At 55.6% G+C, this 23364-nt stretch carries 22 protein-coding genes; 14 read left to right on the top strand and 8 right to left on the bottom strand.

Annotated features, from left to right (window positions below):
* The first annotated feature begins 22 nt into the window (after positions 1–22).
* The 3 genes from H6853_08210 to H6853_08200 are packed head-to-tail and all read left to right on the top strand — an operon-like array spanning position 23 to position 2520.
* Positions 23–1237, top strand: a complete 1215-nt coding sequence (locus tag H6853_08210) for an acetyl-CoA C-acetyltransferase (GenBank protein USO03493.1) — start codon at positions 23–25, stop codon at positions 1235–1237.
* Positions 1234–1959, top strand: coding sequence for an acetoacetyl-CoA reductase (phbB, locus tag H6853_08205; GenBank protein ID USO03492.1), 726 nt, complete (start codon positions 1234–1236; stop codon positions 1957–1959). The genes H6853_08210 and phbB overlap by 4 nt, the downstream gene beginning before the upstream one ends.
* A gap of 9 nt (positions 1960–1968) precedes the next feature.
* Entirely contained in the window at positions 1969–2520 is a 552-nt protein-coding gene (locus H6853_08200) for a cyclic nucleotide-binding domain-containing protein (protein ID USO03491.1), read from the top strand.
* 16 nt (positions 2521–2536) lie between these two features.
* On the opposite strand, the gene H6853_08195 is transcribed toward H6853_08200, so the two are convergent.
* A complete protein-coding gene (locus tag H6853_08195; GenBank protein ID USO03490.1) occupies positions 2537–3031 on the bottom strand; it encodes a hypothetical protein in 495 nt (164 codons plus the stop codon).
* Positions 3032–3195: 164 nt separating this feature from the next.
* On the opposite strand from H6853_08195, the gene H6853_08190 reads away from it, so the two are divergent.
* On the top strand, positions 3196–6777 hold the full coding sequence (locus tag H6853_08190; GenBank protein ID USO03489.1) for an AsmA family protein: 3582 nt from the start codon (positions 3196–3198) through the stop codon (positions 6775–6777).
* Between the two features lies 1 nt (position 6778).
* Here H6853_08190 and H6853_08185 read toward each other — a convergent pair whose 3' ends face one another.
* Genes H6853_08185 through H6853_08165 form a run of 5 tightly spaced genes read right to left on the bottom strand, consistent with a single transcriptional unit; the run spans position 6779 to position 10304 of the window.
* On the bottom strand, positions 6779–7009 hold the full coding sequence (locus H6853_08185; GenBank protein USO03488.1) for a ribbon-helix-helix domain-containing protein: 231 nt from the start codon (positions 7007–7009) through the stop codon (positions 6779–6781).
* Between the two features lie 4 nt (positions 7010–7013).
* On the bottom strand, positions 7014–8432 hold the full coding sequence (gene fumC / locus H6853_08180; GenBank protein ID USO03487.1) for a class II fumarate hydratase: 1419 nt from the start codon (positions 8430–8432) through the stop codon (positions 7014–7016).
* Positions 8407–9501 (bottom strand): 5-(carboxyamino)imidazole ribonucleotide synthase, encoded by a 1095-nt coding sequence (locus H6853_08175; protein ID USO03486.1) that lies wholly within the window; start codon positions 9499–9501, stop codon positions 8407–8409. Before H6853_08175 ends, fumC begins: the two co-directional genes overlap by 26 nt.
* A 53-nt stretch (positions 9502–9554) precedes the next feature.
* The gene (gene purE, locus H6853_08170) at positions 9555–10052 is read right to left on the bottom strand and encodes a 5-(carboxyamino)imidazole ribonucleotide mutase (GenBank protein USO03485.1); all 498 of its coding nucleotides are present in this window, start codon (positions 10050–10052) and stop codon (positions 9555–9557) included.
* Positions 10053–10103: 51 nt separating this feature from the next.
* Positions 10104–10304, bottom strand: coding sequence for a DUF465 domain-containing protein (locus H6853_08165; protein USO03484.1), 201 nt, complete (start codon positions 10302–10304; stop codon positions 10104–10106).
* 193 nt (positions 10305–10497) lie between these two features.
* On the opposite strand from H6853_08165, the gene H6853_08160 reads away from it, so the two are divergent.
* The 8 genes from H6853_08160 to H6853_08125 all read left to right on the top strand — a co-directional run bounded on the left by H6853_08160 (position 10498) and on the right by H6853_08125 (position 18680).
* Positions 10498–11571, top strand: coding sequence for an ATP-dependent 6-phosphofructokinase (locus tag H6853_08160; GenBank protein USO03483.1), 1074 nt, complete (start codon positions 10498–10500; stop codon positions 11569–11571).
* Positions 11572–11576: 5 nt separating this feature from the next.
* On the top strand, positions 11577–12113 hold the full coding sequence (locus H6853_08155) for a PH domain-containing protein (GenBank protein ID USO03482.1): 537 nt from the start codon (positions 11577–11579) through the stop codon (positions 12111–12113).
* A gap of 51 nt (positions 12114–12164) precedes the next feature.
* Positions 12165–13883 carry a dihydroxy-acid dehydratase gene (ilvD, locus tag H6853_08150; protein ID USO03481.1) on the top strand — a complete coding sequence of 573 codons (1719 nt, stop codon included), beginning with the start codon at positions 12165–12167 and terminating at the stop codon, positions 13881–13883.
* Positions 13884–14037: 154 nt separating this feature from the next.
* Positions 14038–15792, top strand: a complete 1755-nt coding sequence (locus H6853_08145; protein ID USO03480.1) for a L,D-transpeptidase family protein — start codon at positions 14038–14040, stop codon at positions 15790–15792.
* Positions 15793–15900: 108 nt separating this feature from the next.
* Complete coding sequence (locus H6853_08140; protein ID USO03479.1) at positions 15901–16512, top strand: DUF882 domain-containing protein; 612 nt, start codon at positions 15901–15903, stop codon at positions 16510–16512.
* 56 nt (positions 16513–16568) lie between these two features.
* A complete protein-coding gene (gene folK, locus H6853_08135; protein USO03478.1) occupies positions 16569–17063 on the top strand; it encodes a 2-amino-4-hydroxy-6-hydroxymethyldihydropteridine diphosphokinase in 495 nt (164 codons plus the stop codon).
* Positions 17056–17868, top strand: coding sequence for a dihydropteroate synthase (gene folP / locus H6853_08130; protein ID USO03477.1), 813 nt, complete (start codon positions 17056–17058; stop codon positions 17866–17868). The genes folK and folP overlap by 8 nt, the downstream gene beginning before the upstream one ends.
* Positions 17869–17924: 56 nt before the next feature.
* Positions 17925–18680, top strand: a complete 756-nt coding sequence (locus H6853_08125; protein ID USO03476.1) for a hypothetical protein — start codon at positions 17925–17927, stop codon at positions 18678–18680.
* 3 nt (positions 18681–18683) lie between these two features.
* Here the strand turns inward: H6853_08125 and H6853_08120 are convergent, their stop codons facing one another.
* Positions 18684–19460, bottom strand: a complete 777-nt coding sequence (locus H6853_08120) for a DUF108 domain-containing protein (protein USO03475.1) — start codon at positions 19458–19460, stop codon at positions 18684–18686.
* 103 nt (positions 19461–19563) lie between these two features.
* On the opposite strand from H6853_08120, the gene recO reads away from it, so the two are divergent.
* Both recO and parC read left to right on the top strand, forming a co-directional pair.
* Positions 19564–20322 carry a DNA repair protein RecO gene (gene recO, locus H6853_08115; protein USO03474.1) on the top strand — a complete coding sequence of 253 codons (759 nt, stop codon included), beginning with the start codon at positions 19564–19566 and terminating at the stop codon, positions 20320–20322.
* Positions 20323–20426: 104 nt separating this feature from the next.
* Positions 20427–22664 carry a DNA topoisomerase IV subunit A gene (parC, locus tag H6853_08110; protein ID USO03473.1) on the top strand — a complete coding sequence of 746 codons (2238 nt, stop codon included), beginning with the start codon at positions 20427–20429 and terminating at the stop codon, positions 22662–22664.
* A gap of 16 nt (positions 22665–22680) precedes the next feature.
* On the opposite strand, the gene H6853_08105 is transcribed toward parC, so the two are convergent.
* Positions 22681–23343, bottom strand: a complete 663-nt coding sequence (locus H6853_08105; protein USO03472.1) for a class I SAM-dependent methyltransferase — start codon at positions 23341–23343, stop codon at positions 22681–22683.
* Positions 23344–23364: the final 21 nt, after the last annotated feature.

Raw genomic sequence — 23364 nt, 5'->3', positions numbered from 1 at the left:
CTTCTTTTGAAAGTTGTTTCCCATGCGTGCACAAGATCCTGTTGTTATCGTCTCCGCCAAACGGACTGCCATCGGCAGTTTCAACGGCCAGTTTGCCAAAACCCCTGCGCATGATCTGGGCCGGGCCGTGATTGTTGCGGCGCTTCAGGAGGCGTCCGTTTCGCCGGAAGAGGTTGACGAGGTCATTATGGGGCAGGTCTTGACGGCCGGAGCTGGCCAGAACCCGGCGCGGCAGGCGGCGATGGGAGCCGGAATCCCCGAGAGCAAAACGGCCTTTACGATCAATCAGGTTTGCGGCTCGGGTCTGCGGAGCGTGGCGCTGGGCGCGCAGGCGATTTTGAACGGGGATTCAAACATCATGCTGTGCGGCGGCCAGGAAAACATGAGCGCGTCACCCCATTGTATGCATTTGCGCGAGGGCCTGAAAATGGGAAGCGGCGAGATGCGCGACACGATGATCCAGGACGGGCTGTGGGATATTTTCAACGACTACCATATGGGGCTGACGGCAGAGAATATCGCGCAGCAATACGGCATCAGCCGCGAGGATCAGGATGCGTTCGCGGCGCACTCGCAGCAAAAGGCGCAGGCCGCGATCGAGGGCGGGCGTTTTGCTGCGGAAATAGTGCCTGTTCCTGTTCAGGTCAGGAAGGAAGAAGTTCTTGTAGACAAGGATGAATTTCCACGCGCCGGGGTCACGGCAGAAAGCCTGTCCAAATTAAAACCCGTTTTCAAAAAAGACGGCACCGTCACGGCGGCGAATGCCTCCGGCATCAATGACGGCGCAGCCGTGGTTCTTTTGATGCGGGCCAGCGAAGCGAAGAAAAGGGGACTGAAACCTCTTGCCGGCATTGCGTCCTGGGCAACGGCCGGCGTCGACCCGGCCGTGATGGGCACAGGGCCGGTTCCGGCCTCCCGAAAAGCGCTCGAAAAGGCGGGGTGGGGCGTGGAGGATCTGGATTTAATCGAATCCAACGAAGCGTTCGCGGCGCAGGCCTGCTGCGTGATGAAGGAAATGGCGTTCGACGCGGGCAAGACAAATGTCAATGGCGGCGCGATTGCTCTGGGCCATCCGATCGGGGCGTCCGGCACGCGGGTTCTGGTGACCTTGCTGCATGAAATGGCGCGCCGGGACGCGAAAAAAGGGCTTGCCACGTTGTGCATCGGCGGCGGCATGGGAATTGCAATGTGCGTCCTGCGGGATGGAACCATGGACGAATGGAAGGCACTATCATGAGCAAAGGCGTGGCAATTGTAACGGGCGGAACGCGCGGGATCGGGCTGGGGATCGTTCACGGTCTGCGGGAGGCCGGATACGACGTCGCGGCGACCTATCACGGCGATGAAGAGGCGGCCAAAAAATGCGAGGAAGAGACCGGCGCGAAATGTTTCAAATTCGATGTGGCGAATTTCAGCTCTTGTCAGGAATCCTGCGCGCAGATCGCAGAAGAAATGGGAGATATCTCCGTTCTTGTCAACAATGCCGGGAAAATGAAAGACGGGTTTTTGCACAAAATGCCGGAGGAAAACTGGCACGATATTATTGAGACGAATCTGACCTCCTGTTTCAGCATGTGCCGCGCGGTGGTCGGCGGGATGCGGGAGCGGGGCTTTGGCCGGATCATTAATATCAGCTCCATAAACGGCCAGAAAGGGCAAATAGGCCAGACGAATTATGCGGCGGCGAAAGCGGGCATTCTAGGGTTTACCAAGGCACTGGCGCAGGAAAGCGCCCGGAAAAACATTACGGTGAACGCCATTTGCCCGGGCTATATCGAAACGCAGATGACGGCGGACATGAATCAGGATATTCTTGCCTCTATTGTGCAGCAAATTCCTGTAGGGCACATGGGCGACCGCCGGGATATCGCGGATATCGTTGTTTTTCTGGCGTCGGAAAAAGCGGGATTTATAACCGGATCGACAATTACGGCCAATGGCGGCCAGTATATGGTATAAGGAAAAAGAATGGCACGGCGGAGAGAAACGGTTATTCTGGAGAGGCGCTTTGTCCCGGAAGGCGCGGTTGTGATAGAGGAGGGGACGTTCGGGGCCCAGGCCTTTTTAATCCAGTCCGGAAGCGTGCGCGTTTATACCAGCCATGAAGGGCGGGAGGTCGAACTCTCCCGTCTCGGGATTGGCGAGATTATCGGTGAAATGGCCCTCATTTTCGACGGCCCCCGTACGGCCAGCGTTCAGGCGCTGGAAGACTGCAATCTCATCGTTATTGGCCGCCAGCAGTTTATGGACAAATTGAAAGATACGGATTCGACCATCCGGGCGGTGGTCCATATGATGACCAAGCGCATGGTGGATGTGAACAATTCACTGGTCAGCAAAAAGAGCAATATGGACGATTTGAAGGACACGGCGCGCGTGATCTACCAGAACATTTCAGGCGCCCTGCCGCAAAAGCAGCAGGCGCTCTTTCAGAATACCGTCCTTCCCCCGCTCGAGGAGTTTCTGGCCGCGATCGAGGACTTTCAGGAACGGTACGGACCGGAAGACGGGAAATCGTAAAACCTTTCGCCCGGTTTTACCGTGGTCCAGGCGGATTTAAAAAGCGCAAAACCCTTTCCAGAAGCGAATTGTCAGCATAATCCGGGCCGAGCAGTCCTTTGATATGCTGGCCCATATCATAAAACATATTGCTCCTCTTCTGTTCTTCGAAGGTGACAGGATGTGAGGCGCTGGAAAACGTCAGATCAGAATCCCATGAGGAGACGGGCTGCATGGCCAGGTGGAGAAGATTCAACAGGGACAGTCCGTCCTTATCCGAAGGGTTTACAGGCTGTCCGGCTTCCTTCAGGGCTGTGAGAACCTCTTTATGGCCGTTCAGGGCCGCGATATGGGCCAGGGAAAATCCCCTGTTATCCATGAGGGACATATCGGGCGTTACCTTTTGAAGCGCGCCTTTCAGTGCAGCGACATCGCCCGTTGCGGCGTAACCAAAGAGCCTTTTGACGAGATCGTCTGCGCTGTCTGAAAATTCACCCCTTATCACACGAATGCCGTTTTGGTCTGATGCCATGATGTTTGCCCTTTTTTCTTGTTGCCCGTCCAGTGGTGTAAAGAGAGGTTTATTTTATGTCAATCATAAAATACCTTGATTTGCTCTGATCTTCTCGCAATGGCGGCTGTGTTGGTGTAAGGTGCCGGTCTCTATTTATGATTTTTAATAAAGGAGTGTCCGCAATGAAGCGTCTGGTGCTGTTTTCGTTTTCCCTGTTGTCTCTTTTGATCCTTGCCTTGCTTGTGGGGCCGTCTTTTGTGGACTGGAACCGCTACAAGCCGCAAATTGTGGAAAAAGTGAAAGCGGCGAGCGGTTACGATGTGCGCATCGACGGGGACCTGAAACTTTCCCTGTTGCCGTCACCAAGCGTGCGCGTTTCGGATGTCTCCGTTGCAGCCCCCAAAAAGGTCAAGGCTGAAAACCTGCTGAGCATGAAATATGCGGACGTGCATGTTGCGCTGCTGCCCCTGCTGCGCGGGGAAATGGAGGTTGCTTCCATCAAACTGATGCAGCCCGATATCCGGCTGGAAGTGATGCAGGACGGCCGTCAGGGCTGGATGAGCGACCGGCTTCTTGGCGCAAAAGAAACGGTGCCTGCGGCCGCGCAGGAAGGGGCCGCCAAAGCCGCCGGAGGAGCGATGGAAAAAGTGGCGCTGGATCGTCTTTCGATCCGGCAGGGGCGCATTTCTTACCACGATTATACATCCGGGGCGCAGCATCTGGCCGAAAATATCGATCTCGATTTGTCGGCAGACAGCCTGAAAGGCCCTTTCGAAGCGGAAGGAAAACTTGTCTATCAACAGCAGGAAATCGCGTTCAGCGCGGATATAGGAAAAATAGAAGAGCATGAGAATTCGTTTACCCTGCGGGCGGATATAACCCTGCCGGAAGCGGATGCGAAGGCCAGTTTCTCCGGTGTCGTCGAGAAGGGGCTGGAGTTTGAAATACAGGGGGAAACCGCCCTGCAGGCGCGGGATCTTTCGGCGTTGGTAGCCTTTGCCGGCGGAAAGGCCTCTCCGGCGCTGGCGCAGAAGGTTTCCGCAAAAGGCATGCTGACCGTCAACGACAATGCGCTGTCCTACAAAGACGCTTCGCTTGCGTTCGGGGATATATCGGGACAGGGCGGAATCGAAATCACGGGCCTGAAGGACCGCAAACCCATCAAAGCCAAGTCCGCGTGGAACCTGAAGGGCATTCTTGATCTGGACCGGTTTGAAGGAGCAAGGGCGAAAGCGCCGGACGACAAGGAGAGCCTGAAACAGGCCGGAAAAACGGCCGCCGGGAAAAAAACGCCGGGCCTGCTGCCGGAAAGCCTGACGGTCCCGGCTCTGGTTGACGCAAGGCACCTGATCGAAATGGAGGGGGTCGCGTTTAAAGGAAAAACCTATAAAGGCATCCTGCTGGATATTGCAAAGACGGGAAATATCATTCAGGTCACCTCCAAAATCCTGTCCGTTCCCGGCGGCGGAAAACTGGACGCCAAAGCGGGCGTGAGTTTTGCCTCTTCAAGCGTTTCCGAAAAAACGGGCGCTGTCACACTGGCGGATCCCTTGCTGACATTTGAAACACAAGGGAACCTCGACCAGCTTCCCGTCTTCCTGTCGGCGTTTGTAGACGACGGCCCTGCCTTGTCTGTCTGGAAAACGGCGCAGTTTTCCATGGAAGGAACCGTGACGCCCGCGACGATCAAAGTAAAAACGGGGCGGCTGAATCTCGATAAAACATCCTTTACGGTGGGCGGGAGCTATACGCCCGCCGCGCGCAGCGGCGGCAAACCGGAGGCGCAGGTCATCCTGTCCGCCGGAACGATTGATATCGACGATATCCGGGCACGTCTGGGCGGAAAAAGCAAAGCGCCTGCGTCTGCAGCAAAATCCGAAAGCGGAGGCAGCGGCGCGCCGGACCTGAAAACGGCGTTAAAGCCCCTGCAGGACTTTTCCCTGCCGGTCAATCTTGCCTTTGACTTAAGCGCCAGTCAGGCCCGTTTGAACGGCACGGATATAAAAGGGTTGCGGCTGAAAGGAAAAAGCCGGGGCACAAGCCTTGTGCTGGAGTCCCTGTCAATCGACAGCATGCTGGGCGCCAGCGGAAGCGCCAAGGGGCAGATCGGCAATCTCGGCGATCTTTCAGCTATAGACCTGGACCTGTACGGGAAAACATCCGATGCCGATGCCCTGATGAAAACGCTGAAGGTGGACACTTCCAAGCTGCCGCAAAAAATCGGCGCGGCGGAGATTGCGCTGGGCCTGAAAGGATCCGCACAAAAACTGGACTTTACCTCTAACGTCAAAGCGTTGAGCGGACAGCTCGATGCAGCGGGGGTTGTGACCGGCGCACTGGACAAACCGGCTGTGGACAACCTGACGCTGGGGCTTCATCATCCGGATTTTGTGCGGGCCGTGCAGATTGTGACGCCGTCTTTTGCCGGCGGGCCGGGGCTTCAGCAGAAAGTCGATTTTTATACGAAAATGGTCCGCAAAGGGGACGCGTATGTCCTGTCCGGCATGAAGGCGAGCCTCGGGGACACAACGCTTGAGGGCGCTCTCACGGCGAATATGGCTGGCGAGCGGCCCGCAGTAAGCGGCGATATCCAGACCGGTCCTTTGGCGCTGGACCGTCTTTTGGCCACATCAAAAGGAAAGGCTTCCTCGTCCTCCGCCAGCGGCGGCGGGCAGTCTTCCGCCAAAGGCGGGCGCTGGTCCGACAACAGGATTGAAACAGCCTGGCTGCGCAGCCTTGATATGGACCTGTCCATCTCCGCCCGGTCCATCACCTATGGCGGGTGGAAATTCGACAATCCCCGCACAAAGCTGACCCTGAAAAACGGGGATCTGCGGGTGGACAACCTGAATGCCGGGCTGTTCGGCGGAAAGGCCGTTTTGAATTCCCATGTAACCGCGCCCGCCGGACAGGATCTCAGCCTGTCCGTCGACAGCGCCATGACAAATGTCGCGCTGGAGCCGCTTGCGTTTGCGATGAGCGGATCGCGGAAATTGAAAGCCAGCGGAGACGTGTCTTTGAATATGGACGTGAAATCCGCCGGCGCCAGCCCCAATGCGCTCGTCAACGGGCTCGGCGGCAGCGCCGCGCTGGACGGGAAGAACGTCATCATCAAAGGCTTCGATCTGGCGCGTCTGGCGCGCGGGTTGTCGGAGGATGAAAAAATGGGGCATTCCGTTGAAAACCTGATTGTCGGCACCACAAGCGGCGGGGAAACGCGGTTCGATACGATCAAGGGGACCTACGCCATTCAAAACGGCATCGTGAACATTACGTCGATGGTGATGGACGGTCCGTCTTCCGTTATCCGGTCGGCGGGGAACGTCAATTTGCCGCGCTGGACCATGGATACGGTCCATGAGATATCCCTGAAAGGCGTGGACGATCTGGATCCCTTCAAGGTGACGATTAAAGGCCCGCTCGACAATCCGGCCAACACGTTTGGCAAGAGCATTATCCAGGATTACTTTAACCGCAAAATCCAGCGTAAAATCCAGAAAGAACTGCCGAAACTGCTGGGCGGCGACGTCGGGAAAAAACTCGAAAAATTCGGGATTTTACCGCAGCAGCAATCCCCGCAGGCCGGTGAAGCCTCCCCGGCGCAAGAGCAGGCGCCTGCGCAGCAACAACAACCTGCCGCCGATCCTGCCGATAGCTGGGCGCCCGCACAAGAAGAGGCGCCGCAGCCCGCACAGCAGCAACAGCAGCAGGAAATCACGCCGGAAGAGGCCATTAAAGGCGTTCTGGAGGGGTTGCTGCGTTAGGTTATTGCTGCGTTAGATTGTGCAGCACGTAAAGGCGCAGCGCGCTGGAAAGATTCGTCCCGCGCGCCTCGTCGATTTCGGTGATGAGCGCATTGAGGGACAGGCCGCGCTTTTGCGCGTCCCGGTTTAACAAATCCCAAAAAGGCTTTTCGATTGAAACACTGGTAGCGTGCCCCGCAATCTTCACGGAATGCTTGACGACGGGCGCGCAGAGATAGTCTTCCGGCGTCATGGTGTCAGTCTTTTGGCCTGATCATCTCTTCCGGGCGGACCCAGGCGTCAAAATCTTCCGCCGTGAGCAGGCCGAGCTTGACGCCGGCCTCTTTCAGGGTGCTGCCGTCCGCATAGGCCGTTTTGGCGATCTTCGAGGCGTTGTCATAGCCGATATGCGTGTTGAGCGCCGTGACCAGCATCAGGGAGTTTTCCATCAGGCTTCGAATCCGCGCCTCATTGGCCTCAATCCCCACCACGCAGTTTTTGGTAAAGCTCGCGGCGCTGTCGGCCAGCAGGCGGATGGACTGAAGGACATTGTAGATAATCACAGGCTTGAACACGTTCAGCTCAAAATGCCCGTTGGAGCCCGCGACGGTCACGGTGACATGATTGCCCATTACCTGCGCGCAGACCATCGTCAGGGCTTCGCACTGGGTCGGGTTGACCTTGCCGGGCATGATAGAGGAGCCGGGCTCGTTCGCAGGCAGCGTGATTTCCCCGATGCCGGAGCGGGGGCCGGAGCCGAGCAGGCGGATGTCATTGGCGATCTTCATCAGGGAGGCGGCAAGGACATTCAGCGCGCCGGAAAGCTCCACCATGGCATCCTGCGCGGCCAGCGCCTCGAATTTGTTCTCCGCCGTCACGAAGGGAAGCCCCGTAATATCGGAAACGGTTTTGGCAAAGGCTTCCGCAAAGCCGGTGCGGGCGTTGATCCCCGTGCCCACAGCCGTGCCGCCTTGCGCCAGTTGGAGGACGCGGGGCAGGGCGGCTTCGATACGCGCAATGCCGTATTTTACCTGACAGGCATAGCCGGAAAATTCCTGCCCCAGGGTCAGCGGCGTTGCATCCTGCAGATGAGTGCGGCCGTTCTTCACAAGGGGGGCGAAGGCCTGCGCCTTATCGGCCAGCGCCTTGTGCAGCCCTTCCAGCGCGGGGACAAGCTCGTGATGGACCTGCTCCGCGGCGCTGATATGCATCACGGTCGGGAAAGTATCGTTGGAGGACTGGCCCATATTGACATGGTCGTTCGGGTGGACGGGAGATTTTCCGCCGCGCGGGCCCCCGAGGATTTCATTGGAGCGCCCGGCAATCACTTCATTGGCATTCATGTTGGACTGCGTCCCGGAACCCGTCTGCCAGACTGCGAGGGGAAACTGATCCGCCAATGTGCCGTCGATAATCTCTTCGGCCGCCTGTACAATTGTGTTGCCCAGCTTTTCGTCCAGCGCGCCCAAAGCCATATTGGTCAGGGCGGCGGCCTTTTTTTGAATCCCCAGCGCGCGCACCAGCGGCGCGGGCATTTTTTCCGTTCCGATCTCAAAATTCTGCAGGCTTCGCTGCGTCTGCGCGCCGTAATAAGCGGTTTCAGGGACTTCGATGTCGCCGAGGGAATCGGTTTCGGTGCGGGTGGCCTGGTTATTCGTCGTTTTGGCAGCTTTCATTTCTTTTGTCCTTCAATATCGTAACATGACCCATTTTGCGGCCCCTGCGGGCCTCTTCCTTCCCGTAAAGATGGATGCAGGCGCTTTCCATGTCCAGATATTGTTGAAGATTGTCTACGTCATTTCCAATCAGGTTTATCATCTCCGCATCCGAATGCCGGCCTATCGGGGCCACAGGCAGGCCGCAAACGGCGCGCACATGCTGTTCGAACTGGGACACCGCGCAGGCGTCAATGCTCCAGTGCCCGGAATTATGCGTGCGCGGCGCGATTTCATTGGCCAGAAGGCCCCCGTCTTTGGTGACAAACAGCTCTAAAGCCAGAACCCCGATCAACTTCACCTCTGTAGCGATCTTTTTCGCCATATTGGACGCTTCTTTTTGGAGGGCGCCGGAGATGGGGGCAGGGGCCGTCGTTTTCCACAGAATATGATTCCGGTGTTCGTTGAGGACGGCGGGATAGCTTTCCATGTGCCCGAACCGGTCCCGGGCGACGATCACAGAGATTTCAAAATCGAAATTTACGACCCCTTCAATTACAGCTTCTTGCGTATTTAAATTAGACCAGCTTTCCTGAATAGTATCATTATCCCTATGAAAAACCTGTCCTTTTCCATCATATCCGAAACGGGCCGTTTTAAGGATGCACTCTGACACGTTCCATCGGGTCAGCGCCCGGGAGATATCTTCCGCATTTCGGGCGGGAAGCCATGGCGCCGTCGGGATGCCGATATCGTTTAAAAATCTCTTTTCTTTCAAGCGGTTCTGGGAAACTTCCAGAAGATTTTTGTCCGGATAAACCGGTTTAAAATCCTGTAGATAAGAGACTGTTTCCACAGGAATATTTTCAAATTCATAAGAAATAACATCAACTTGATCTGCAAATGCTTTGAGTTTTTGTCGATCTTCGTAATCCCCACAAATATGGCTTGCGGAGACCTGAAAAGCGGGCGATGACCCTTCGGGGCAGTAAATGCAGGTTTTGATACCCAAACGCGCAGCGGCCAGCGCCGACATCCGGCCTAACTGCCCGCCGCCAAGAAGCCCCAATGTCATGGATTTTATAGACATCACAAGGCGTTATGGCCTTCTTTTTATCTCTCTTCAAGTCTTTATTTGGGAAACTAGTCTTCCGGGGTCAGTTCAACGCTGTTTGTTTGTTTCTCGCGATATTCGGCGAGTCGCATCATAATAGCCTCGTCCGCGGTTCCAAGGATCGAAACTGCGAGGAGCGCGGCGTTTTTGGCGCCGGCTTTTCCGATGGCAAGCGTCCCGACGGGAACGCCACCGGGCATTTGCGCGATAGACAGCAGGCTGTCCATCCCCTTTAAGGCTTTGCTTTTTACCGGAACGCCTAAAACGGGCAATGTCGTCAGGCTGGCGACCATTCCGGGCAAATGGGCGGCGCCTCCGGCCCCGGCGATAATCACTTTTATCCCCCGGTCCCGCGCCGTTCTGGCATAGTCGAACATACGCTCCGGCGTGCGGTGTGCAGACACGACTCTGCATTCATGCGGAATATCAAGTTCGTGGAGTATCTCATGGGATTCTTTCATTGTTTCCCAGTCAGACCGGGATCCCATGATGACCCCTATTTGAGGGTTTTGATCTGCGTGCGTCATGGACAGGAGGATGACTTATCCACAGCCTCAAATCAAGTATAATCCACAATGTCAGGCAATAATGTCGGGCAGGATGTCGCTTTTGATTTTTGAAATCTGGTCTTTCAAAAACAGCTTTTTCTTTTGCAAACGTTTCACCTGCAAAAAATCCACCGGCGGCGTGCTCCGCAGGCGCTCAATAATCTCGTCGAGGTCCCTGTGCTCCCGCTCAAGCTCGACGCGCTTCTCTTCCAACTCTGTAATATCTTCCATTAAATAATCAGAATTTTCGTCTAAGTGTCTTGAATTGCTTATTCTATCAGAAAAAAGAGATTTTTGTAAGAAAAATAATACGAAAAAAGCCAGAAAGAACGCAAGGGGGCCGGAATCTTCTTCATTGGTTTTGCCGGGCTCTTGCGTTAAAACATCTGTCTTGACCATTTTAGAGGCAGGACACAAAAGCATCATGAAGAAAATCGGCATACTGACAAGCGGCGGAGACTGCGCCGGGCTGAATGCGGCGATCGGCGCCGTCACCCGTGCGGCGGCGCAAAAAGGATATGAGACAATCGGTATCCGCGAGGGCACCAAGGGGCTGATGGGCCCCGATCTTTCCTATGAAGTTCTCAATCCGGCCCGGTTTACGGCCGATATCATGCAAAAACCCAGCACCTTCCTGGGCACGACCAACAAGGGCGACCCCTTCGCATACCCGATGCCGGACGGGTCTAAAAAAGACCGTTCCGACGAGATTATCGAGAATATTCACAAGCTGGGCATTGAAACCCTGATCGGGATCGGCGGGGACGGCAGCATGGAAATCCTGCATGCTTTGGCCAAAAAAGGCGGGTTTAACCTGGTCTGGATCCCCAAGACCATCGACAACGACGTCTATCATACGGAGCTGTCGATCGGCTTTTATTCGGCGGTGCGCACGGCCGTGCATTTCATGCACGACCTGCACGCCACGGCGCAGACCCATGACCTGATCATGGTGACGGAAGTGATGGGGCGGGACGCCGGGCATCTGGCGCTGCACGCGGGACTGGCCGCGAGCGCGGATATCATTCTGATCCCTGAAATCCCCTACACGTTCGAACATCTCATTCAAAAATATGAGGACATTAAAAAAACGGGCCGGAATTACGCGCATATCGTCGTTTCCGAGGCCGTGAGGGATATGCAGGGACAAAAGGTCCAGAAACAGCACGCCAGCGGGAGAGTCAGTTACGGGGGCATCGGCGCGTATCTGAAGGACAAGCTCGGCGAAGCCACGCAGGCCGAAGTCCGCGTGCAAAGCCCCGGCCATACGCTGCGCGGCTGCGCCCCGACGGCCAATGACATCATACTGGCCATGCGTTTCGGGGTCCGGGCGGTGGATTTGATCGTCGAAGGGCGTTTCGGCCGCATGGTCGCCATACAAAACGGGGATATCGTCGATGTCGCCGCGGAGGACGTCGCCGGACGTTCCCACACGGTAGACGTCAATGGCGCGATGGTGCATACTGCGAAAAGTCTAGGGATTTCTTTCGGAGATTAAGGTTTATGCAATATATCAATCAATCCTTGTCAGACGGTGAGGAAATCATCCACGGGGGGTATTTCCACTGGATGTATAATGTCAGCGCGGTCGTAAATATCGTTTTTAGCGTTGTTCTGGCGATCGTCATTATCGTTTTCGCCATCAAAATGGAACCGGTTATGTTCAATACCGTCGGGTTTGAACAAATGGACTGGCTGGAAAAGATCAGAAACCTTCATCCCGGTATTAAAATTCTGGCCTTTTTTGTCGTGCTGATGGGGCTTATGCGTTTCGTCCAGATGATGATTATCAAAGCTACAACCGAAATCGCCATTACCAATAAACGCCTTGTCTACAAGCGCGGCCTCGTGGCCCGCTATGTCGGGGAAATAAGCATCGACCGGATCGAGGGCGTGAACGTCATCCAGGGCATCTTCGGGCGTATTTTCGATTACGGGCGCGTGATGATCCACGGAACAGGGGTTGGGGAGGTTATCCTGCCGCCGATCGCCGAGCCCATTATTTTTCGAAAGGCCATTGAAAGGGCCCGGAGCCTGTAATTATTTATATCTCTTGATTTTTGACATTGCGATTTAAGGAAAGGTGACCCCATGACCAAATGGGATAAGTCGAAACTGCCGAGCCGTCATGTAACGGTGGGACCCGAAAGCGCGCCGCATCGGGCGATGCTGTATGCTATGGGCCTGACGGAAGAGGAAATCAACCAGCCTTTGGTCGGGGTGGCGACCTGCTGGAACGAAGCGGCGCCGTGCAATATCGCGCTCTCGCGCCAGGCACAGTCCGTGAAGGCCGGGGTGAAAGCGTGCGAGGGCACGCCGCGCGAATTTACGACGATTACCGTGACGGACGGGATCGCTATGGGGCATGAAGGGATGCGCTCTTCGCTGCCTTCGCGCGACGCCATTGCCGATACGGTGGAATTGACCATGCGGGGGCATTGTTATGACGCGCTGGTGGGGCTGGCGGGCTGCGACAAATCCCTGCCGGGGATGATGATGGCGATGGTACGGCTCAACGTGCCGAGCGTCTTTATGTATGGCGGCTCTATTTTGCCCGGAAAATTCCGGGGGCAGGACGTAACGATCGTCGATGTTTTTGAAGGGGTCGGAAAGCACGCTTCAGGTGAATTTTCGGATCAGGATCTCAAGGAGATGGAATGCTGCGCCTGTCAGGGCGCCGGGGCGTGCGGCGGGCAGTTTACCGCCAATACGATGGCCTGCGTGAGCGAGGCGATCGGGTTGGCGCTGCCGGGGTCGGCAGGAGCGCCTGCGCCTTATGAGACCCGCGATGCTTACGCGGAAGCTTCAGGAAAAGCCGTTATGGAGTTGATAAAAAAGAATATTCGACCCCGCGATATTGTGACCCGTAAAAGCCTCGAAAACGCGGCGCGCGTGGTGGCGGCGACGGGCGGTTCGACCAATGCGGCCCTTCACTTGCCGGCCATCGCGCACGAGGCGGGAATCGCGTTCGACCTGTTCGACGTGGCCGAAATTTTCAAAAAAACCCCTTATATCGCCGATCTGAAACCGGGCGGGAAATATGTGGCCAAGGACCTTTTCGACGTGGGCGGCGTGTCTGTCGTGATTAAAGAGCTTCTGGACGCCGGGTATATTCACGGGGATTGTTTGACCGTTACCGGCAAAACGATTGCCGAAGACGTCGCGCATATCAAATTTCCCGAAAATCAGGATGTTGTCTATCCCGTTTCGCATCCCATTTCCCCGACGGGCGGGGTCGTGGGGCTGAAAGGCAATCTCGCGCCGGACGGGGCGATTGTGAAAGTGGCGGGGCTGAAAGAGCTTGTGTTTGAAGGTCCGGCCCGTTGCTTTGACAGCGAGGAAGACTGCTATGCGGCCGTGCAGGCGCGAAAATACAAGGAAGGCGATGTCCTGATTATCCGCTATGAAGGCCCCAAAGGCGGCCCGGGCATGCGGGAAATGCTCTCCACGACCGGCGCGCTGTACGGGCAGGGAATGGGCGGCAAGGTGGCCCTGATTACGGACGGCCGTTTTTCCGGCGGGACGCGCGGTTTCTGTATCGGCCATGTGGGGCCGGAAGCTGCCGTGGGCGGGCCGATCGCCCTGCTTCAGGACGGGGATATTATCCGCATTGACGCTCAAAAAGGCATTATAGATGTGAATTTAAGTTCAGATGAACTTGAAACGCGCCGGAAAAACTGGACGCCCAGAGAACATATCTATGGCAGCGGCGCAATCTGGAAATTCGCGCAGGCGGTCGGTCCGGCGCGGACGGGCGCGGTCACACATCCCGGCGCCAAGGGTGAAAAGCACGTTTTCGCGGATATCTAGTTTGATGCCCCTCCCGTGAAAGCTGGCGAAAGATAGTTTTCCGGCATGTTTTGTATTTGTTAACCATTTTGGGTCAGTATCCTACTGTTGTTTTATCAAACGGTCTGGAGATCCCGTGATCTATTCTGCCTTACCAGCTTTTAAAAAAGTCCTTTTGCTTGGCCCGGTTTTTCTGGCGCTGATAACGGGCGCTTTTTTGTGGGGAAATCCCGCCCCTTCGCAGGCGCAGATGGCGGCGGCCCATGCGGGCAGCGAGTCCGACGCCCAGAAGTCTCTGGTCGTTGAAAGCGGGTTGATGGGGGTTTTACAGGATCCGCAGGCCACGCGGCATTCCTTTTTCGATGTTGCCGCTTTACGCGGATTTTATGAATCGCGCGATAACGAACCGGCCTGGGTGCGCGGGCGAACGCGTTATCAGTACAAGGCGCACCATATTCTGGAGGTACTGGAAGAGAGCTGGACCCACGGACTGGATCCACGGAAATACCATATTTCAGAGATAAAAGCGCTTCTGGATGCGCCCTTCGGACAGAGGCGTTTTGAACTTGAATTGCTCCTGTCCGATGCCCTGATCCTTTACGGGCGCGATTTAACAGGGATGCGTATTGACCCCGAAAAGAGGTGGGGAAAGATTCCGCAAAAGGTGAATTACTGGCGCCGGCCTTTGGAGGCCCGGGAGATTCTGGAACGTGTTTCCGGCACATCGGATGTCAAAAACGCTTTGCGCTCTCTGGAGCCGGAAGGAAAGCTTTACGGCGCGCTGCGGCGGGAACTGGTGGCGCTGGCATCGCAGCCGGCGGAAGATGGAAATTCCCCTCTTCATTTCAAAGGCGTTTTACGCGTCGGGGACGAACATAAAGCCGTTGCGGATATTCGCCGCTACATGGGAATGGATCCCGAAAAAGCGCTGAATGGCAAATATTATTACGATGACGAACTGGCGCAGGAAATCATGGCGTTCCAGTACCGGCACGGACTGGAGCCGGACGGCGTGATCGGGCCGCAGACAGTGGCGCTGATGAACGTAACGCGGCAGGACAAGATCAACCAGATCGTCGCCAATCTTGAGCGCCTGCGCTGGGTGGAGCAAAACAAGCCGGACCGCTATATCCTGGTCAATATTCCCTCGGCGACGTTATGGGCCGTGGATCAGGGGGCTGTGAAGCTTGAAATGCCTGTGATTGTCGGTAAAAAAGGCCGCCCGACCAATAGTTTCAAGACCGAGATTACGGGCGTCCGGTTTAATCCGAACTGGACCGTCCCTCCGACCATCAAGCGGGACGACTTCCTGCCCAGACTTAAGGAAGATCCTTATTATCTGAGCAAGCGCGGTATTCAGATCACGCAAGGTTCGGGCCGGAACGCCCGCCATGTCGACCCGGCCACGATTGACTGGAATACGGCGACCCAGAGAGATTTGGGCCAGATCAGAATGGTCCAGAGCCCCGGACGCAGCAATCCGCTGGGGCAGGTGCGGGTCATCATGGAAAACCCCTACAACATCTATTTGCACGACACCAACAAGCCGGAATATTTCAAGAAAAATTCGCGCGCGTTGAGTTCCGGCTGTATCCGGGTATCAAAGCCCAAAGAGCTTGCCGCGTTCATTTTGGATAAAAATGACGGATGGTCGGCGCAAAAGGCCGAAAATATCCTGGCCTCCGGCAGGCTGACCGACATCATGACGGACGAGCCCCTGCCGGTTTATATTTTATATCAGAGCGTCTGGCAGGACGACCGGGGGCGAATCGTCTTCGGGGCGGATTTGTACGGGCAGGACCGGCAACTGATCGAGGCTTTGTCCGGTAAAAAGGGGTTTCAGGTCCCTGAAAACCTTGTGAAATCCGCTTCAACCCTCCCGTTAACCGGCAAAAAGTCGGGCCTTGAACTGGGCAGCGTAAACCAGTAGAATACCCCCCGTGCAGGGGTTCTTTGACTCTTTCGTCTTTTTTCGCTATGAACCCTTCCTTGCGGATAGAACATCCGCTTTTTTTTCAACAGATGAAGAGTGTTTTTTATGACGATTTCAGATCAGGGTTCTTTGCCCGAAGATGATAAATGTTTAATCACGCGCCGCGCGCTTTTGTCTACAGGCGTAAAAGTTGCCCTGGGCGCCGCCATCGTTCCTTCCGTCGCCAGCCCCGTAGCGGCATCGGTGTTCGGGAGCAATAAAGAAATTACACGCGGAAGCCGCCGCATCTCTTTCCGCAATGTGCATACGGGGGAGATGTTCTCCGGCGTCTATCGCGTGGGGGACAAATACCTTCCAGACGCTTTCGAACAGATCAATGTGGTCCTGCGCGATTTCCGCAGTGACGATGTTTTCCCGATTGATCCGCGCGTTATCGATATTATCTATACCGTGCATGAAATGACGGATCAGAAGCAGCCCTACGAGGTTCTTTCCGCTTACCGCTGCCCGAAAACAAACTCCATGCTGCGGCGGGCGAGTTCGGGCGTTGCCAAGACATCCCTGCACATGACCGGGCAGGCGATTGACTTGCGTCTGCCGGGCGTTGCAAGCACGAATATCCGGGACATTGCCAAAAGCCTGAAAGCCGGCGGGGTAGGATATTACCGTAAAAGCAATTTTGTCCATATCGATTCCGGCGGGGTCAGAAGCTGGTAGCTTGCCAGTTTTTGCCAGAAGCTTATGATGGGCCTCCTTGAAAAAAGGAGGCCTTTTTGATTCTGATCGCTCTTGGCGCAAATTTATCCGGTGCGTATGGCGTGCCCGCGCAAACGCTGCGCGCGGCCGAGGCGGAAATGAGGCGGCGGGGCCTCGATATTCTGGCCTCTTCCCATATCTGGAAAAGCGCGCCGGTTCCTTTCGACGCCGCGCAGCCCTGGTATTATAACGCGGTCGTATCCGTCCGGACGTCCCTTTCGCCGCAGGCGTTGCTGGCCCTTCTTCTGGAGATAGAGCGGGATTTCGGGCGCGTGCGCTCCGTTAAAAACGCGGCCCGGACGCTGGATCTGGATCTGATTGCCTATCACGATGAAATCCTGACAGGCCCTGACCTTGTTTTGCCGCATCCGCGTATGAGCGAGAGGGCTTTCGTTCTGCGGCCTCTGGCCGAGATCGCGCCGGAATGGGTGCATCCCGTCTCGCATAAAAGTCTTTCTGACCTTATTTCGGGCCTTCCGGAATCCCAGGAAATAGAGGTGGCGGATGATTGATTTAAAGCAGGGGCCCGTTTTGATGGGAATTGTCAATGTCACGCCGGACAGTTTTTCGGACGGCGGGAATTTTCTGGCACCGGAAAAGGCCGTTGCACAGGGGCTCAAATTATATCGGGAGGGCGCGGAAATTCTGGATATCGGCGGGGAATCGACCCGTCCGGGCGCCCAGAAAGTCTCGCCGGAAGAGGAGCTGTCCCGGGTTTTGCCCGTGATCGAAGGGCTTAAAGATTGCGGCGCGCTCCTGTCGGTGGATACCCGCAATGCCGGCACGATGAAGGCGGCGCTGGCCGCCGGGGCCGGGATGGTCAACGATGTGAGCGCCCTGACGCATGATCCGGCGGCGCTGGACGTCGTGGCGGAACACGAAGCTTTTGTCTGCCTGATGCATATGAAGGGAACGCCGGAGCATATGCAGGAAGCACCCGCTTACAAGGATGTGGTGCAGGAGGTCTATGATTACCTGGCCGGGCGGATCGAGATTTGCCTGACGGCGGGGATTGCCCGGAACAGGATCGTTATCGATCCGGGAATAGGGTTCGGCAAGACATTAGAACACAACCTGAAATTATTGAAAAATATAAATAAATTCCAGGGGCTGGGCGCGGCGGTGATGCTGGGGGCGTCGCGAAAGAGCTTCATTGAGAAGCTCATCCCGAAGACGCCGGTAGAGGAGCGTTTGGCAGGCTCCCTGACAGCAGCGCTTTGGGGCCTCCGGCAGGGCGTGCAGGTTTTCCGCGTGCATGATGTTGCCCAGACAAGGCAGGCTTTTACCGTTTTTCAGGTGATTTCAGCAAAAGATTGAAGAACTGCTCCCTGTATAGTATAGTTATGTGAAACAATACCGGGGTGGAACTGTTTATGAGCTCTTTCAGGCAATATGCGGCCGTCGCAACCATGGCCTTTACCGCAGCCGCTTCAGGCGCGGACGAAGGCATCGGCAGCGGCCTGACCATTGACAAGGTTGCGAGCGATCTTGCCTTGCCGATGGGCGATTATGCGCGGTATTTTAATCGCGGGATGAACGTCACCATCAGCGAGAAATGTGCGGTGGATGAAGCCGATCCGGACACGATTCATTGTAAAGTCAGCGCCCGCAATCTGGAAGGTCTTCTGGTGTCCAAACAAACCCAGAGCTATTCCGTGACAGGGGACGGTGCGTTGAAAATCTCGACCACGCTCGATCAGGGCGGGAAATGGGGAAAATACGATACGAATCACTGGGATACAGCCAGAGAAAAGTCTGCTTCTTCTTTCGATGGGGAACACTCGACCGTCGGAACGGCCATGAAGGCGGACGGGCTTTCGATCGCGAACGGACGTCTTTTCCCGCAAAATAACGATTTCAGAGCGGAAGCGCAGGGCCGCAGCGCTGTCGAGGTGAGCTCCGTCCTTCCGGTCAATGACAAGAGGGCGTTTTCCCTGAGCATGGAATTCGATCGCTCGACCACAAGCGTGACGTTTGCAACGGCAACGCATGTTTCTTTTGGCGACGGCGTGGCCACCGTCGGGGCGCCGGAAGTGTCCCGGCAGTGGCAGGGCCGCGACAAGCATCTTTTCAATCAATACCGCGACATGGCAGGGACGGGAGGTCCGGGCTTCGGAAGCCGGGAGTAAGGCTTACGCCCCCGCAATTTTTGCGTTTTGTTTCTTCAGCCACGCCACGATGGAATAGCCCGCGAGCATGGAGCTTTTGGGATTGGCGGGATCAGGCGTGTTTTCGACCTTCGAGGTAATGGTGCTGCGCTCGCCGGAGACGGTGATTTCATGAGAGTTGCCGCGTATATCCGGATCGGCCCAGACTTCCACGCGTGTTTTTTCGGGGCCGATTCCCGCAAGGCTCAAGCTGGCGGCGACATTGACATTGGCGGGAAAGGCCCTGGCGGCCTCCAGCGCATTGCCTTCGAAAAGTTTCGTTTTTTCCGTGATCGCGTCCAGATCGATTTGTTCCTGTACCACATAGGGCGCCCCGGTAAAGCCTTTGGGAGGCTTGGTCGAGCGGATTTTTGCGCTTTGAATACCCGCGCAGTTCAGGGCCGATACGGCATCAAGACCCGATAACGCGCCGGAGGGCACGATAATGCGGCCCTCGCTTCCGGCCGCCCATGTTTCGATTTCCGGATACAGAAGGAGGGCGGCGGCACTGATCAAGACAAGGCGCTTGTTTTTTTTCAAAACGATTCGCGCCAGCTTCGGCACCTCTTTGGGCGGAAGGCACTCAATCACGAGGTCCGCTTTTTCAGCCAGCTCTTCAAAATCCATAAGCGGCACATCAAAAGGCGGTTTACGGATGTCGGAAATCCCGATCAATTCATACCCGTCAATCCCTTCGACGAGGGCCCCGGCCACGATTCCGCCCAGCGCGCCGCAACCTGCAATTCCTGTTTTTATTGTCATGTCTTTTTTTAACATGAAGCGAAACAAAGCCAAGAGAAGATAACAAATTTTTTATTTTCGTGTTCTGCGTGGCACCTTTTCCTCTTCGTGTTAAAAAGGAGAAATGGAATCATGGTCCGATCAAGGGATTGTCCTGCATGCCCGCCCGCACGGTGAAAACGGCGCGATTGTCGCGCTGCTGACCTGCGAGCATGGCCGTCACGCGGGCTATGTGCATGGCGGGCGGTCTTCGAAAAAACGGGGCATGCTGGAGCCGGGCTCTTTAATCAAGGCGCAGTGGCAATCCCGCGTTGAAGAGAATCTAGGCTCTTACACGGTAGAGCAGGAAAGGGGGATTCCTCCTTTCCTGATGGATGACCCTTTGAAGCTTGGCGCGCTTTTGTCGGCCTGCAGCCTGTGCGACGCGGCCCTGCCGGAGCGGGAGGGGCATCCGGGCCTTTTCCACGGATTCCAGGCGTTGATGACGGCGCTGGAAGAGGAGCATTGGGGGCCGGTTTACGTGATGTGGGAACTGGCCTTTTTGAAGGAGCTGGGCTTTGGGCTGGAGCTGAGCAAATGTGCAGGGGGCGGGGATGCAGGGCAGCTTACCCATATCAGCCCGAAATCCGGCCGCGCGGTGAGCGCCGAAAAAGCAGAGCCTTACAAAGACAGGCTTTTGGAACTGCCGGATTTTTTGAAGCCGCAAGGAGGCCCCGGTGCGCCGGAGGAGGTTTTGAAGGGGCTAAGAATGACGGGCTATTTTCTGGAGCACTGGGCGTTTGCCCATCATACCAAAGGCGTGCCGGAAGCCCGCCTGAGATTCGCGGAGAGGTTTCGGAAAACGATTTCACCGTCAGTGCGAGCCGAAGGCGAAGCAATCTAAAAAAGAAAACACTGGATTGCCGCGTCGCCTTTCAGGATCCCCGCAATGACGAAATACAAAAAACCCTTGGCTTTTCCGGTGCCGTGGCGGTAAACAGATAGGCCATGGGTAAAAAGGGACAAGCCGTAGAGCAGCATATTGTAGATGAGGGGATCGAGGGGATTCTCTCCGAGCGGTACTTGTCCTACGCGCTTTCCACGATTATGAGCCGGTCCCTGCCGGACGTGCGCGACGGGATGAAGCCCGTGCACCGCCGTCTCCTTTATGCCATGTATCAGTTGCAGCTCAAGCCCGAAAGCGCGCCGAAAAAATGCGCCCGCGTGGTCGGGGACGTGATCGGTAAATACCATCCGCACGGGGATAGTTCCGTTTATGATGCGCTGGTGCGGCTGGCGCAGGATTTTGCCGTGCGCTATCCGCTGATCGACGGGCAGGGGAATTTCGGGAATATCGACGGGGATAACGCCGCCGCGATGCGTTACACGGAAAGCCGCCTGACGCAGGTCGCGCAGCTTCTTTTAAACGGCATAGACGAAGACGCCGTCGATTTCCGCGAAACCTATGACGGCAGCGAAAACGAACCGGTCGTCCTGCCTGGCGGGTTTCCCAATCTTCTCGCAAACGGCTCTTCCGGGATCGCCGTGGGGATGGCCACCAATATTCCCCCTTTTAATGCGGCCGAGCTGTGTGAAGCCTGTCTGGAAATGCTCGAAAGCGACATCGACGAAAAGGGGCTTGTGAAGATTATCAAGGGGCCGGATTTTCCCACGGGCGGCATACTGGTGGAGCCGAAAGAGAATATCATGGCCGCCTATCGAAGCGGGAAGGGCGCGTTCCGGCTGCGGGCCAAATGGGAAAAAGAGGACCTGAAGCAAGGGCAATACCAGATCGTGGTTACCGAGATTCCCTATCAGGTTCAAAAATCCAAACTGATCGAAAAAATTGCGGACCAGATCAACGCCAAAAAACTGCCGATGCTGGAGGATGTCCGCGATGAATCGGCGGAAGACATTCGTCTGGTCCTTGTGCCGCGCAGCCGGAATGTGGAACCGGAACTTCTCATGGAAGCGATGTTCCGTAACTGCGACCTGGAAACGCGCTTTAACATGAATATGAATGTGCTGGATCACGGCATTACCCCGCGCGTGATGAGCCTGAAAGACGTGTTGCAGGCATGGCTGGACCATCAGCAGGAGGTCCTCGTCCGGCGCTCGTCCTACCGCCTTGAAAAAGTGCTGCGCCGGATCGAAGTGCTGGAAGGATTTCTGACCGTCTACCTGAATATCGACAAGGTCATCAAGATTATCCGCACCAAGGACAAGCCGAAAGAGGAACTGATAAAGGCTTTCGGACTTACGGAGGTACAGGCCGAAGCCATCCTCAATATGCGCTTGCGCTCCTTGAACAAGTTGCAGGAGATTGAACTCAGGGGCGAGCATGACGCACTTTCCAAAGAGCGGGACGACCTCCAGAAACTGCTGAAATCCGAAGCGCGGCAGTGGAGCGCCATCAAAAAACAGATCAGGGATATCCAGAAAATATTCGGCAAGGACACGGCGCTTGGCAAACGGCGGACGAAAATCGGCGCTGCGCCTGCGCCGGTCGATATTGAAAATCTCGAAGAAGCGATGATCGAAAAAGAACCCGTCACGGTGATCTGTTCTTCCAAAGGCTGGATCCGCGGCATGAAAGGGCACGGATTAAACACCGGCGACCTGAAATATAAAGACGGGGATCGCGGGCGCTTTGTGCTGGAAGCCCAGACCACGGACAAGATTGTGGTCTTTGGCTCGAACGGGCGTTTTTATACCATCGGCGGCGATAAACTGCCACCGGGCCGGGGCTATGGGGAGCCGCTGCGCCTGATGGTCGATCTGCCCAATGACGCCGACATCGTAGACATGAAGGTTTACGATCCCAACGTTAAAATGGTTGTTGCCGCCGATGACGGGCGCGGCTTTGTCGTGAAGATGGAAGACGTTCTGGCCCAGACCAAAAACGGAAAACAAATTCTCAACGTCTCCGGCAAGGCGGAGGCGAAGCTCTGCTGTCCGATCGGGGAAGGGCACGACCATATCGCCGTCATCGGTAAAAACCGGAAAATGATCGTCTTCGACCTTGCCGAAATTCCGGAAATGTCCAAAGGCAAGGGCGTGATTTTACAGCGCTATAAAGAGGGCGGCCTGTCCGATCTGAAAACCTTTAAATGGGAAGACGGGCTGTCCTTCAAATACGGCAGCGGCGAAACATTTGTCGGGGATCTGAACCCCTGGGCGGGCAACCGCGCGCAGGCCGGACGCCTCCCCCCCAACGGTTTCCCGAAGAGTAATAAGTTTGGGTAAGAAAGATTTTCTGACGTTATCGTTTTAACGCCGCGGCAAAACATAAGCTGTTATTTTTGCCGTTCTTACTCCTGTCCGCTTCAAGGCCGCAATATCTGCGCTCAATATCAAATGTAAGTCCGGCCTTTTTTGCAGCCTCAATATAACCATCTAATGTGTGAAGGGGGTAAGTAATTTTTACCTGTTCGTCAAATAAAGTGATTGAAATTGTTCCGTCGTCATTTCGGGGTTCTTCCTGATCCAGATCCGGATCAGAAATAACGGCATAAAATTTTCCACCGGGTTTCAAGACTCTTGCCACTTCATTAAAGGCTCTTTTCAGGTCGTCGCAGTAATGAAGAGAAAAACGGGCCGTGGCTACATCAACGCTGTTGTCATCCAAAGGAATATTTTCAAAGAATCCATCTTTAATTGCAACGGCAGATGACGCGCGTTCTAACGCAATTTGGCGGGAACTGTCAGACGGTTCTATTCCCGTTATATTTGAAAACCCCATCTCTTCAAATGTTCTGATGTCCTTTCCGTCTCCACAACCAATGTCTGCTATCGTTGCGTTACGAGGGTGCAGAGACACTCGTTCTTTTAAATAAAGCCTGCCAGGATCGTTTGCAGCAAAATTGTCAGAGAGTTTGGAGTGCTTTTGACTTACATCCAAAGTGTATGCGGAAGAGCATTTCATGCGAGACCCCTTTGTTTTTTA

Source organism: Rhodospirillales bacterium, from assembly GCA_023898765.1.
Lineage (GTDB): Bacteria > Pseudomonadota > Alphaproteobacteria > Micavibrionales > Micavibrionaceae.
Note: the sequence above shows the minus strand (reverse complement) of the source record. Positions and strands in the feature narration are given on the sequence as shown.